This window comes from Nocardiopsis sp. iso_238 (assembly GCF_056173325.1).
The window spans coordinates 879,658-892,286 of sequence record NZ_CM149668.1 but is presented as its reverse complement, the minus strand read 5'-3'; the positions used below and the strand labels follow the sequence as shown (position 1 = coordinate 892,286).

Here is a 12,629-nt window from a genome sequence, read left to right as displayed (position 1 = left end):
CTCATCGTCTTGCGAGAGATTGCCTGGAGGCCGCTCACATCGATGGCGGCTCCGCCGCCACCAGCGAAAGCATCCAAAAAACACTCCCTAGGCGAGACGCTTGCTCAGGTTCTCGTCCAGAGCGGCGAGGAACTGCTCGGTGGTCAGCCACTCCTGCTCGGAGCCGACCAGCAGGGCCAGGTCCTTCGTCATCTGGCCGCCCTCGACGGTCTTGATGACGACGTCCTCGAGGGTGTTCGCGAACTCGACGACCTTCGGGGTGTTGTCCAGCTTGCCCCGGTGCTCCAGACCGCGGGTCCACGCGAAGATGGACGCGATCGGGTTGGTCGAGGTGGGCTTGCCCTGCTGGTGCTGGCGGTAGTGACGGGTCACGGTGCCGTGGGCGGCCTCGGCCTCGACGGCGCTGCCGTCGGCGGTGCGCAGGACCGAGGTCATGAGGCCGAGCGAGCCGTAGCCCTGCGCGACGGTGTCGGACTGGACGTCACCGTCGTAGTTCTTGCAGGCCCAGACGTAGCCGCCCTCCCACTTGAGCGCGGCGGCGACCATGTCGTCGATGAGGCGGTGCTCGTAGGTGATGCCCGCGGCGGCGAACTTGTCCTTGAACTCGGTCTCGAAGATCTCCTCGAACACGTCCTTGAACATGCCGTCGTAGGCCTTGAGGATGGTGTTCTTGGTGGACATGTAGACCGGGTAGTTCCGGTCCAGGCCGTAGTTGAGGCTGGCCCGCGCGAAGTCCTCGATGGACTTGCGGTAGTTGTACATGCCCATCGCGACGCCGCCCTCCTCGGGGAAGTTCGCGACGTCGAACTCGACCGGCTGGCTGCCGTCGGCCGGGGTGTAGGTCATGGTGACCGTGCCGGGGCCGGGGACCTTGAAGTCGGTGGCCTTGTACTGGTCGCCGTGGGCGTGGCGGCCGATGATGACGGGCTTGGTCCAGCCCGGCACCAGACGCGGCACGTTCTCACAGATGATGGGCTCGCGGAAGACGACACCACCGAGGATGTTGCGGATGGTGCCGTTGGGCGACCGCCACATCTTCTTGAGGCCGAACTCCTCGACGCGGGCCTCGTCGGGGGTGATGGTGGCGCACTTCACGCCGACGCCGTACTTCTTGATGGCGTGGGCCGCGTCGATGGTGATCTGGTCGTCGGTGCGGTCACGCTCCTCGATACCGAGGTCGTAGTACTTGAGGTCGATGTCGAGGTACGGCAGGATCAGGCGGTCCTTGATGAAGGACCAGATGATCCGGGTCATCTCGTCGCCGTCGAGCTCGACTACGGGGTTTTCGACCTTGATCTTGGCCATGGCTGTGTGGCTGTCCCTTCAGTCCTCGCTACCGCCTCGTGCGGCGGAGAGTCGGGGCCGGTTCGTGGCCGGTCCCGGTCCGCGCGCGCGGCAATCCCTGATCCCGCCCGGTGTCCGTGCTGCCCGGGAGGCGGAGCTTGTCAGTGTCGCGGTATCTCGACATCAAGCTTATTCGACGCCTAGGAGGAGAGTTGCGGCGCCACCCAGGCCAACACGATCAGAAGGACCGCGAGCGCCACCAGCGTGAACAGATCGACCCATCTCCGGCGTACCGCGAGCAGTCCGATCCAGTCCTTGGGCAGCAACAACCTGAAGGTGGCCGCGAGCAGCAGCGCCGCCGCGATGATCGCCGGTCCGCGCTTGAAGTAGGCGGCGGCCACCACGACGATCCCCGCCGCGAGCGCCGACAGCACCAGCGCGTAGGGCACCTGGGAGAGCCAGTAGGGCACCTTCGGGCGGCCACGGCCCTCCGACCCGCCGTCCGGGGTGCCCCCGTCCGACCGCGCCACCTGCGTCTGCTCAGCGTCGTCCACCGCGTCCCGACCCGTTCGCTTCCGAATTGCCTGGCCGCCGCGCGGCCCGTACCCACGGCCCCTCCCCGGTCGGCTGGCACAGACCGGCCACACGTCGAGGAGGAGCTGTCCGAAACCGAACGGCACCCCAGTGTGGCTCATGTTCTTGGCGGTTCCGAACGCCCCGCACGAACAGGGGCGCCGTCATCCCGGAGGGACCGCTTTCATACTAGTGAACCGCACGGCCGAAGCCCCAGGGCTCACGGAAACGGACTTGTCTCCCTCGGGGGCCTCCCGTGACCGTTTCCTGCTTCCGGTTCGGTCACAGAGCCGTATTTCCCCGCCTTATCCGCCTAACTCCGAAGTAAGCGCGTAGAACACGTACCAGCCGGGTAACCAAGGTGGAGATGAGCGCACCGGTGAGCGAGGACGACCCCCATGAAGCCCACGCGACGTGTAGACCGATCGGCCACCCCCCGACAGCCACCTCTCCACCACCGTAGGCCGCACCCCCACCGACCGCGCCCCAGCAGCCCGGGAGGAGTCACCGTGGACGGTCCCTACCTTCGGTTGGAGGAGACCGGTGACATCCGCCCCCTCCCCCACGAGGTCACCACGGTCGGCCGCGGCGAGGGGGCCGACATCCGACTGACCGACCCGAGTGTCTCCCAGCTCCACGCCGAACTGGTCCGGCGCGGGCCCTACGTTTACGTCGTCGACCTCGGCCTGTCCCGCAACGGCACCCGGGTCAACGGGCGGCCCATCGCCCGCCGCGTGCTGGAGGAGGGGGACGTGGTGAGCTTCGGCGGCGCCCGCTGCCGGATCGGCGGCCTGCCCAGTGAGCAGCTCAGCCCCGACATCGAGCTACGTCGTGGGGCGGCGCCCGAACTGACCCGCCGTGAACTGGACGTGCTCACCGCCCTGTGCCAGCCCGCGCTGTCCGAGGAGGCCTTCGTGGCCCCGGCCACAGCTCGCGACATCGCGGAGGCCCTGGTGGTCACCGAGGCGGCGGTCAAGCAGCACCTGCTGCGGCTCTACCAGAAGTTCCGCATCCCGGAGGGGCAGAACCGGCGCACCCGGTTGGCGAACGAGGTCGTCGCCCTCGGTCTGGTCCGCCCGATGCCCGTGGGGGGACGCACCCGCCGAGCCAGCTGATCACGGTCGCCGGGTTTCACCGGCGGGCGGCCCGCACCGTCTCGGCCAGAGCGCTGAACTCGGCACGCACCCGCGCGATATCGGTCGCGTTCGCGGGGTCGAGGGCCTCACGGCGGCGGACGCACGCGCGTCGGCCTTCAGTTGCCTTAGCGATCACCCGCTCATCGGGGGCGTCCTTGGCCTCTTCGTGAGCGATCAGGGCGCTGTAGGCGCCCATCGCGCCGTGGATCGCCTCCAGCGCGGCCTCGTAACGGGCCAGCTCGGTACCGGACCATGACTGTTCGTTCGGGGAGTTCTCACTCATGACGTCCACCTTGCCTTGGGGAGGGGCGGATACCCGGGGCCGCGCCGTCGTGCGTCGCGTGTTCGCCGGTCGGCTGAGGATACGCCGTCGGCCATGAAGGAGCCGGTCCCGAGCACGCCCGTAGGACCGGCAAGGTCCATCCCGCATGCGCGCGGGGAGCAGCTCGGCCTCGGTGCCGAGGCTGATGACGAACTGGGTCCATCCCCACGTGCGCGGGGAGCAGACTCTTTGAACTGGCAACTTACCAATGGCAAGTGGCCGTTTTTCCAACTTCTCGAAATACGGACACTGGGAACATTCCTCCCGTAGTCGCCATAAGGCTCAATGCTCTCCCAGGCCGCGTCGTTCGGATTGCCTTGCTCCAGCGCGAGCCCGTCAGCTGAGGGGGCGGCCCCGGACGGGACCGCCCCTCCACAAACCGGAGCCTAGAGCTCGGCGGCCTGGCGTTCGGCGGCCTCTACCACGTTGACCAGGAGCATCGCCCGGGTCATCGGACCCACACCACCCGGGTTGGGCGACACGTGCCCCGCGACCTCGGGGACGTCCAGGGCGACATCGCCGACCAGGCCGTCGTCAGTACGCGAGACGCCCACGTCCAGCACGGCCGCACCGGGCTTGACCATGTCCCTGGTGATGATCCCCGGCACACCCGCACCGGCCACGACGATGTCCGCCCGGCGCGTGTGCTCGGCCAGGTCACGGGTACCCGTGTGGCACAGGGTGACGGTGGCGTTCTCCGACCGTCGGGTGAGCAGCAGCCCCAGAGGACGACCCACGGTCACCCCCCGTCCCACCACGACGACCTCGGCGCCCTTGATCGGCACCTCGTAGCGGTTGAGCAGCTCCACGATGCCGCGCGGGGTGCACGGCAGCGGCGCCTTCTCCATGAGGACCAGCTTGCCCAGGTTGACCGGCTGGAGGCCGTCCGCGTCCTTGGCCGGGTCGATCAGCCCCAGCACCCGGTTCTCGTCCAGCCCCCGCGGCAGGGGCAGCTGCACGATGTAACCGGTGCAGGCCGGGTCCTCGTTGAGCTCGTGGACGGCCTGCTCCACCTGCTCCTGGGTGGCGTCGGCGGGCAGGTCGCGGCGAATACTCGCGATACCCACCTGGGCGCAGTCGCGGTGCTTGCCGCGCACGTAGGAGTGGCTGCCCGGGTCGTCACCGACCAGGACGGTGCCCAGACCGGGGACGACGCCCTTCGCGTGCAGCTTCGCCACCCGCTCCGCCAGTTCCTCCCTGATGGCCTTGGCGGTGGCCTTGCCGTCCAGAACGATCGCGCTCATGCGTAGCTCCTCGCTGACTGGTTAGTGGAAGAAGTGGCGGGTGCCGGTGAGGTACATCGTGACCCCGGCCGCCTCGGCGGCGGCGACCACCTCGGCGTCGCGGACCGAGCCGCCGGGCTGGACCACGGCGCGCACGCCCGCCTTGGTGAGGATCTCCAGCCCGTCCGCGAACGGGAAGAAGGCGTCGCTGGCGGCCACGGAGCCCCGGACGCGTTCCCCGGCACGGGAGACCGCGAGACCGGCGGAGTCGACCCGGTTCACCTGACCCATGCCGACGCCCACGGTGGCGCCGTCGGAGGCGAGCAGGATCGCGTTGGACTTGACCGCGCGCACCGCCTTCCAGGCGAAGACGAGGTCAGCGAGGAGTTCCGCGTCGGCGGGCGCCCCGGTGGCCAGCGTCCACGTGGCCGGGTCGTCGCCCTCGGCGTCGATGACGTCGGTGTCCTGGACCAGCAGGCCGCCGCTGATCTGGCGGGTCTCCACACGCGGACCCTGGGCGGGGTCGGAGACCACCAGCAGGCGGATGTTCTTCTTACGGGACAGCGTCTCGACGGCCTCGGCGGTGAACCCGGGGGCGACGACCACCTCGGTGAAGACCTCGAAGATCTGCCCGGCCAGCTCGGCGCCGACCTCGCGGTTGGTGGCGATGACCCCGCCGAACGCGGAGACCGGGTCGCTGGCGTGCGCCTTGCGGTGCGCCTCGGCGTTGTCGGCGCCCACGGCGATCCCGCACGGGTTGGCGTGCTTGATGATCGCCACGCACGGCTCGTCGAAGTCGTGGGCGGCGCGCAGGGCGGCGTCGGCGTCGACGTAGTTGTTGTACGACATCGCCTTGCCGTGCAGCTGCTCGGCCCCGGCCAGGCCGCTGGGGGTGGCCTCGGTGTACAGCGCCGCCTTCTGGTGCGGGTTCTCGCCGTACCGCAGGGCCGCCTGGCGGGTGTGCACGGAGGCACGGAAGGCGGGCCAGCCGGTGCTCTCGGCCTCGGCGTCGGGGGCGTAGGTGCCCGCGAACCAGTCGGCGACGGCGGCGTCGTAGGCGGCGGTGTGCTGGAAGGCCAGCCCGGCCAGGTGCTTGCGCTGGTCCAGGGTGTAGCCGCCCGCACGGACCGCTTCGAGGGTGGCGCCGTAGCTGGCGGGGTCGACCACGATCGCCACGCTGCCGTGGTTCTTGGCCGAGGCGCGCACCATGGCGGGTCCGCCGATGTCGATCTTCTCGATGCAGTCGGCCTCGGAGGCTCCGGAGGCGACGGTGTCGGAGAAGGGGTAGAGGTTGACCACGACCAGGTCGAAGGGGGCGATGCCCAGTTCGCGGATCTTCGCGACGTGGTCGGGGTTGTTCTGGTCAGCGAGGAGACCGCCGTGCACGGAGGGGTGCAGGGTCTTGACCCGGCCCTCCATGATCTCCGGGAAGCCCGTGACGTCCTCGACGGGGGTGACGGGGACGCCGGCCTCGGTGAGGCGGGCGGCGGTGGAGCCGGTGGAGACGATCTCCACCCCGGCCGCGGCCAGGCCGAGGCCCAGCTCCTCCAGGCCGGTCTTGTCGTACACGCTGATCAACGCACGCCTGATGGCCTGCTGGGTCACCGGGACTCCTTCGTGTCGGTGCGGCCGAACCGCACGTGCCTGCCGTCGATGGTCCAGCCCTCGCGGGCGAGGCGGCCGACCGTGTCGACCAGCATGCGCCGTTCCACGACCTTGATCCGCTCGTGGAGGCTGGACTCGTCGTCGCCGTCCTCGACGGGCACCGCGACCTGGTCGATGATCGGACCGGAGTCGACGCCCTCGTCGAGGAAGTGGATGGTGGTGCCGGTGACGCGGACACCGTGGGCCAGCGCGTCACGCACGGCGTGCGCGCCGGGGAAGGAGGGCAGCAGTGCCGGATGGATGTTGACGGCCTGGTGGCGGCCGATGACGGCGGGCCCGAGGATGCGCATGAACCCGGCGGAGACCACGAGGTCGGGTTCGTGTTCCGCGATCCGGTCGGACATGGCGGCGTCCCAGGCGGACCTGTCGGAGAAGGAGCGGAAGGGGACGACGAAGGTGGGGATTCCGGCCGCGTCAGCGACCTCCACGCCCCGTGTTCCCTCGCGGTCCGTTCCCACTGCGACGATCTCGGCCCCGTAGGAGGGGTCCTTCGCGGCTTCCGTCAGGGCGGCCATGTTGCTGCCCGTCCCCGATATGAGAACCACCACTCGCGCGGACAAAGCGTGCGTCTCCCTCATGTGTTGAAGAACGGTGCGGGGACCGGGTCCCCACTCCCGGGGGCGCCGGGGGACGGCACAGCATCCGGGATGCGCGTACGCCTGGTACGGACGCCAGGCCTGGGCCTCGTCGGCCCGTCCGCGTTCCCACCCTATCGGGCCGGGTAGCGTCTACCTCACGCGGACCGGGCCGTCTCCGCCTCCGGTGGAGGCCTCGGAGGGGTCGCGGTCCCGTCTCACCAACGCCACGCGATCCGCTCGGGCGAGCGGACCACGGCGCCCCACGGTGCGGGGCGTCCCCGAAGGAGTGAACCTGTGACCGACAACAGCCCGGAGCCCCGTGCCGACGGCCAGCCGCCCAGGGTCGAGCGAGGAGGCCTGTGGGGGCTGTTCCTGGGCCTGGCGGGCCTGCTCTTCCCGCCGTACGGCGTCGTGCTGTCCGTGTTCGGTGTGGTGCAGGGGTTCCGGGCCCGGCGCGCGGCGCGTTCGCACGGGTCGCAGGCCCCGGGCGCGCTGATGAGCGTGGCCCTGGGCGTGGTCGGGATCGTCGTGTCCTCGGCCATGATCTCGGTCCTGTTCGTCTACCAGGACCAGGCCTCCGCGTACCGCGACTGCTCGGCCAGATCGCACACGGTGTCCACCCAGAAGGACTGCGACGAGGCGTGGGAGTCGGACACCGGGCTGCCCCCGGTGATCCTCGGCGGCTAGCCGCGGCGACAGCGCTCCGCGAAGGGGGCGGTGGGATCTCTCCCACCGCCCCCTTCGTCGTTTCGGGTGCCTTCGTCCGACTCCGGGTGGTATCGACCCACGTCATCGCCGGTTTGCGGACATCACCACATGGGAAAAGCGCGGTTTCCCAAACCACCAGCCACAGCCAAAGGGATTACACTTAGTATGCAATCGTTCACTAAAAGTGCTGCCATGTCTGTGTGGAGAGGACCCGATGGACACCGACGTCCCAGGCCCGTCCGGACCGGAACTGAAGGAGTACACCGCGCTGCTGAGGCGCCGCTGGCGCCTGGTGGGCGCCGGAGTGCTCGGCGGGCTGGTCCTGGCCACCGCCGGGCTGTTCGCGGTTCCCTCGACCTACACCTCCGTGGCGGCCGTGCAGGTCCAGCCGACCGAGATGGCCGAGTTCACCGGGGAGCGGTCCGGCCGCCTCACCGGGGACGTCAACCTCGACAGCGAGGCCCAGGTGGCCGTCTCCGACCAGGTCACCCGGGGCATGGCCGAGGCGCTTCCGGGCGACCCCTCCCCCGCCGACCTGCGGGAGCGGATCGAGGTCACCGTCCCCTCCAACAGCAACATCCTCGAACTCCACTACTCCGCACGCTTCCCCGAGGTGGCCCGGGACGGCGCCGACGCCCTCGCCACCGCCTACCTGGAGCACCGGGCCGAGCGGACCCGCGCCCTGGTCAACGCACGGCTGGACGCCCTGCGCGAGGAGCAGGAGGGCCTGTACGAGCGGCTGTCCGAGCTGACGGCCGGGGACTCGGACGCCGCGCGGGTGAGCGCCGACGCCCAGGCGGACGCGCTCCGCCAGGAGATCAGCGACCTCGGCAACGGCATCAGCCCGCTCAGCGCCCTGCTGGAGACGGTCTCGCCCGGCCAGGTCATCACCCCGGCCGAACTGCCCGAGTCCCCCTCCTCCCCCGTGCCCGCGCTGTGGCTGGTCGCCGGGGTCGCCCTCGGCCTGCTCACCGGGCTGCTCGCGGCGGTGGTCCGCGACCGCCTGGACCCGCGCGTGCACGACACCGAGGACACCGCCCGCGTCGGCGCCGTCCCCGTCCTGCTGGACCTGTCCTCCGCGAGGACCGCCGACGGCTCCGGCCCCGGTCTGCTCACCGACGCCGAACCCGGCGGCCAGCACGCCAACGAGTTCGCGCACCTGGTCCGCGCCCGCCTCACCGGGAACACCCCCGTGGCCGCCGCGACCGCTGACGACGCCGACGACCGGCCCGCCCCCGGACAGGTGCTCGTGGTCACCGGCACCACCCCGGGGCGCGCGGGCACCGCCGCCGCCGTGAACCTCGCCGCCGCCCTGGCCCGGACCGGCTCCGAGACCCTCCTGGTCTGCGCCGACCCGCGCACCGACACCGCCGGGGAACTCCTCGACCTTCCCCAGGGGCCCGGCCTGGCCGAGGTCCTGGTGGACGGGGAGGACCCCGCCGACCTGGAGGCGCGCCCCACCGCCGTGCCGCGCCTGCGGGTGCTCCGCCACGGCCGCCCGGGAACCGTCGCACCGATCCAGGGCGGCGCCGCCGAACTGGTGGAGCTGCTGCGCCCGCGCGCCGCGTTCGTGGTGGTCGTGACCGCCTCCGTGGTCGAGAGCGCCGACGCCCACGCCCTGGCCGGGTCCGCCGACCTCCTGCTGCCCGTGGTCGAACTGGGCCGTACCCGCCGCGCGGACCTGACCGGCCTGGTCGCCGCCGGTGCGCGGTTCGGGGTGACCGTCCCGGGCACCGTCACCGTGTCCCGCCAGCCGAACCCGGTCCCCGTCTCCGCGTCCGCTCCCGCTCCGCAGGAGTCCGCCGAGGCCCCGGAGTCGGGTCGGGCCGAGTCGGCAGTGAAGGCCGACAAGGCCGGGAGCGGTGCCGTCGGCGCCCCCTCCGGCACCGAGGTCGCGGAGGCCGCCGAGTCCGCTGGTGCCGCTGAGGGCACAGAGTCCGGCGAGTCCACTGAGGCCGCCGAAGCCGCTGCGGCTGGCAAGGCCGACGTCGATTCTGAGGTTCCGACGGGGTCCAGCGCCAAGTCCGCCAAGGCCACGGAGTCCTCCGAGGCGGTTGAGGCCTCCGGGGTCGCTGAGTCCAAGAGGCCTGTCGAGACCGCCGGGGCCACGGAGGCCACCAAGCCCGCCGAGACCGCGGGTGCTGCTGAGGGCACGGAGTCCTCCGAGCCCGCTCAGACCACCGGGGTCACTGAGACCGCTGCGGCCAACAAGACCGCCGAGGTCGACGAGCCTGCCGAGACCGCTGAGGTCTCCGTGACCAGCGAGGCCGACGACGCCGAGGCCGAGGTTCCGACGGGATCGAACGGCACCAAGCCCGCCAAGGGCACGTCCGCCACGTCCGCCAAGAAGAAGGCGACCAAGCACAGGCCCGCGGCCGCGGGGTCACGGTCTTGACCGGCCGGGGCGCCGCCGTCGGCGGCCGACACGTGCACGGTTCGGCCTGGCAGGTCGCGCCGCGACGCGGGGGCGCCCCGGTCACCGGGTACCCGCTGGTGTGGCTCCTGGCCGGGTACCCGCTGTGGTGGGCACTGGGGATGGGGCAGTTCGCCTACTGGCTCTTCGCCGTCCCCATGCTGGCCGAACTGGTGCGCCGCCACCGGACGGTGGGGCTGCGCGTCCCGCCCGGCTTCTGGCTGTGGGGGCTGTTCCTGGTGTGGGCGGTCCTGGGCCTGACCCTCGTCCCGTTGGAGATGCCGGGGACGGTGCCGGAGAGCGGCGGCTACGCTGGCGCCCTGCTACGGGTGATCAACTACCTCGTGCTCACGGTGCTGCTCCTCTACGTGGGCAACCTGACCGAGCGCGAACTCCCGGTCCGCGTGGTGGTGTGGGCGCTGGCGGTGCTCTGCGTGGTGACGGTCGCCGGGGGCTACCTCGGGATGCTCGCGCCCCGGTTCGAGTTCACCGCGCCGCTGGAGTACCTGATCCCGGGGTCCCTCGCCAAGGACCCCTACATGCAGACGCTGATCCATCCCGCCTCCGCCCAGGTCATGGACGTGTTCGGCGGGATCGAGTCGGCCCGCCCCAAGGCGCCATGGGAGTACACCAACGTGTGGGGCTACATGCTGTCCCTCCTGCTGGTGTGGGTCGTGGTGGGCTGGTTCGTCCAGGGTTCGGCGTGGGCCCGGCTGGGTGCCCTGGCGCTGGTCGCCGTGTCCGTGGTCCCGGTCGTGCACTCCCTCAACCGCGCCCTGTGGGCCGGGCTGGCGCTCTCCCTGGCGTTCGGCGCGGTGCAGGCCGTGCGCCGGGGGCGCGTGGTCCTGGTCGGCGCCGGGGCGGTCGCCGTGGTCGCTGTGCTGATCGCCCTGGCCCTGTCCCCGCTCGCGGACGTGGTCCGGGCCCGCGCCGACAACCCGCACAGCGACGACGGACGGGCGGCGACCAACTCCGCGTCCGTCGAGGCCGCCCACCTGTCCCCGGTCAACGGCTGGGGCACCACCCGGGAGGCGCTGGGCAGCTCCGACTCCATCGCGATCGGCCCCACGGCCGAATGCCCCGGATGCGGCCAGCACGTGATCGGCAACGCCGGTCAGCTGTGGATCACCCTGATCTCCAGCGGCTGGGTGGGCACCGTGCTGCTCTTCGGGTTCTTCGCCCGGGTGGCGTGGCGCTACCGCGCCGCGTCCACTCCGGTCGGTCAGGGAGCACTGCTGACCGTCCTGCTTCTGTTCTGGTACATGTTCTTCTACGTCGCGCTGATGTCCCCCCTCGCCGTCACCATGATCGCCGTCGCCCTGCTCTGGCGCGGCGAGGAACCGGTGCTCCGGCGACGCGGGACCGCGCACACCGGCGGGGGTGCCTGGTGAACAGCGAGACCACCTATCTGACCGACCTCGCGGCGGTGCTGTGGCCCTGCGGGGGCCTGCTCGGCACCGGCGACGGGGCGGTGCGCCGGATGGCGTACCGCAACCGGGGCAACCAGTACCTCCCGGTGCCCAACGCCCACAACCCGCGGGTGATCCTGCCCGCGCACAACCGTTCGGCGGCCACGCGGGGGATCACCTCCTTCGCGCAGGGGCACTCCCTGCGCGAGCGGCTGCGGACCCTGCTGCTGACCAGCGCCTTCGCCACCGGGGTGGCGCCGCTGCTGCTGCGCGACCGCCTGTTCGTGGGCGCGGGGCCGGGGATCGAGCACGCGCTCACCACGGCCCTGGACCGCGAACTCGCCATCGCGATCCACGTGGGCCCGCCGCGCGCCAACCGCAAACCGGTCCTGCTCCTGCTCACCCCGGGCGGGCGCACCATCGGCTACGCGAAGGTCGCCGTCAACGACCTCACCGCGCGCCTGGTGCACGCCGAGACCCGGGCCCTGCGCCACCTCTCGCAGGCCCGGCTCCGGGACGTGACCGTGCCCCGGCTGCTCTACGACGGCGAGTGGAACGGCCACCCGATGCTGGTGCAGGAGGCGCTGCCGGTCGGCCACCAGACGGACCGGCCGACCCGGCACCAGCTGCTGCGCTGCGTCACGCAGATCGTGGGGCTGGCCCAGGTGCGCGAGCGCAGACTCTCGGAGAGCCCGTACCGCAGGACCCTGGACGAGCGAATCGCCAGGCTCGGCGCGCGTCCCGAGGCCACTCCCCTGCGCACCGCGCTGCACCGGCTCCCCGACGTGTCCCTGCCCTTCGGGGCCTGGCACGGCGACCTGACCAGGTGGAACATCGCGAGCACGGCGCGTCGCGCCTTCGTTTGGGACTGGGAGCGGCTCACCATGGACGCACCCGCGGGGTTCGACGCCCTGCACTTCGACCTCAACGAGTGCGTGCAGGCCGGGGTGCACCCGGGTGTCCACCGGTGGCTGGACAGCGGCACGCGCCTGCTCCGCGATCCGATGCTGGCGGGCTTCGGCCTGCGGGACCACACCGTGTCCACGGTGATGGCGCTGTACCTGATCGACCTCGCCACGCGTTACCTGCACGACCGCCAGGCGGAGTCCGGCAGCGGCATGGCCGCGGTCGACGACTGGCTGCTGCCCGCGCTGGACGGACTCCAGGAGAGGGCTGCCCACGAGGCCGTCCGGTCCGTCTGACGGCCGCGCCGGGCCGCCCGGCACACGCACGAAGTAGCAGCCGCGCCCGCTCCGCGGCTGGCCGACATCAGCCCGGTCCCCGTCCCGGACGGGGGCCACGCACACTAGGAGCTCGC

Annotated in this window: 11 protein-coding genes; 5 read left to right on the top strand and 6 right to left on the bottom strand. The window is 71.5% G+C overall.

What is annotated here, in order from left to right; all coding sequences use genetic code 11:
• Window positions 1-87 precede the first annotated feature (87 nt).
• Both AC0VYL_RS04020 and AC0VYL_RS04015 read right to left on the bottom strand, forming a co-directional pair.
• A complete protein-coding gene (locus tag AC0VYL_RS04020; protein WP_378742246.1) occupies window positions 88-1,305 on the bottom strand; it encodes an NADP-dependent isocitrate dehydrogenase in 1,218 nt (405 codons plus the stop codon).
• Between the two features lie 179 nt (window positions 1,306-1,484).
• Window positions 1,485-1,838, bottom strand: a complete 354-nt coding sequence (locus tag AC0VYL_RS04015) for a DUF3017 domain-containing protein (protein WP_475459324.1) — start codon at window positions 1,836-1,838, stop codon at window positions 1,485-1,487.
• Between the two features lie 528 nt (window positions 1,839-2,366).
• Here AC0VYL_RS04015 and AC0VYL_RS04010 point away from each other — a divergent pair.
• Entirely contained in the window at window positions 2,367-2,972 is a 606-nt protein-coding gene (locus AC0VYL_RS04010; protein WP_475459321.1) for an FHA domain-containing protein, read from the top strand.
• A gap of 16 nt (window positions 2,973-2,988) precedes the next feature.
• Here AC0VYL_RS04010 and AC0VYL_RS04005 read toward each other — a convergent pair whose 3' ends face one another.
• The 4 genes from AC0VYL_RS04005 to purN all read right to left on the bottom strand — a co-directional run bounded on the left by AC0VYL_RS04005 (window position 2,989) and on the right by purN (window position 6,751).
• Entirely contained in the window at window positions 2,989-3,276 is a 288-nt protein-coding gene (locus AC0VYL_RS04005) for a hypothetical protein (protein ID WP_475482359.1), read from the bottom strand.
• A 425-nt stretch (window positions 3,277-3,701) separates the two neighbouring features.
• On the bottom strand, window positions 3,702-4,559 hold the full coding sequence (locus AC0VYL_RS04000) for a bifunctional methylenetetrahydrofolate dehydrogenase/methenyltetrahydrofolate cyclohydrolase (RefSeq protein ID WP_475482358.1): 858 nt from the start codon (window positions 4,557-4,559) through the stop codon (window positions 3,702-3,704).
• A gap of 21 nt (window positions 4,560-4,580) precedes the next feature.
• Window positions 4,581-6,143 carry a bifunctional phosphoribosylaminoimidazolecarboxamide formyltransferase/IMP cyclohydrolase gene (purH, locus tag AC0VYL_RS03995; protein ID WP_475482357.1) on the bottom strand — a complete coding sequence of 521 codons (1,563 nt, stop codon included), beginning with the start codon at window positions 6,141-6,143 and terminating at the stop codon, window positions 4,581-4,583.
• Window positions 6,140-6,751, bottom strand: a complete 612-nt coding sequence (gene purN / locus AC0VYL_RS03990) for a phosphoribosylglycinamide formyltransferase (protein WP_378742222.1) — start codon at window positions 6,749-6,751, stop codon at window positions 6,140-6,142. The genes purH and purN overlap by 4 nt, the downstream gene beginning before the upstream one ends.
• A gap of 324 nt (window positions 6,752-7,075) precedes the next feature.
• On the opposite strand from purN, the gene AC0VYL_RS03985 reads away from it, so the two are divergent.
• The 4 genes from AC0VYL_RS03985 (at window position 7,076) to AC0VYL_RS03970 (ending at window position 12,513) form a co-directional block, all read left to right on the top strand.
• Window positions 7,076-7,468, top strand: coding sequence for a DUF4190 domain-containing protein (locus AC0VYL_RS03985; RefSeq protein ID WP_475459311.1), 393 nt, complete (start codon window positions 7,076-7,078; stop codon window positions 7,466-7,468).
• A gap of 235 nt (window positions 7,469-7,703) precedes the next feature.
• The gene (locus AC0VYL_RS03980; protein WP_475482356.1) at window positions 7,704-9,884 is read left to right on the top strand and encodes a chain length determinant family protein; all 2,181 of its coding nucleotides are present in this window, start codon (window positions 7,704-7,706) and stop codon (window positions 9,882-9,884) included.
• Complete coding sequence (locus tag AC0VYL_RS03975; protein ID WP_475482355.1) at window positions 9,881-11,293, top strand: ligase; 1,413 nt, start codon at window positions 9,881-9,883, stop codon at window positions 11,291-11,293. Before AC0VYL_RS03980 ends, AC0VYL_RS03975 begins: the two co-directional genes overlap by 4 nt.
• Entirely contained in the window at window positions 11,290-12,513 is a 1,224-nt protein-coding gene (locus AC0VYL_RS03970; RefSeq protein ID WP_475459305.1) for a phosphotransferase, read from the top strand. Before AC0VYL_RS03975 ends, AC0VYL_RS03970 begins: the two co-directional genes overlap by 4 nt.
• Window positions 12,514-12,629 lie beyond the last annotated feature (116 nt).

Bases quoted from the DNA above. Each gene is read 5' to 3' on its own strand.
- AC0VYL_RS04020 (WP_378742246.1), bottom strand. From the start codon at position 1,305: ATGGCCAAGATCAAGGTCGAAAACCCCGTAGTCGAGCTCGACGGCGAC.
- AC0VYL_RS04005 (WP_475482359.1), bottom strand. From the start codon at position 3,276: ATGAGTGAGAACTCCCCGAACGAACAGTCATGGTCCGGTACCGAGCTG.
- AC0VYL_RS04000 (WP_475482358.1), bottom strand. From the start codon at position 4,559: ATGAGCGCGATCGTTCTGGACGGCAAGGCCACCGCCAAGGCCATCAGG.
- AC0VYL_RS03980 (WP_475482356.1), top strand. From the start codon at position 7,704: ATGGACACCGACGTCCCAGGCCCGTCCGGACCGGAACTGAAGGAGTAC.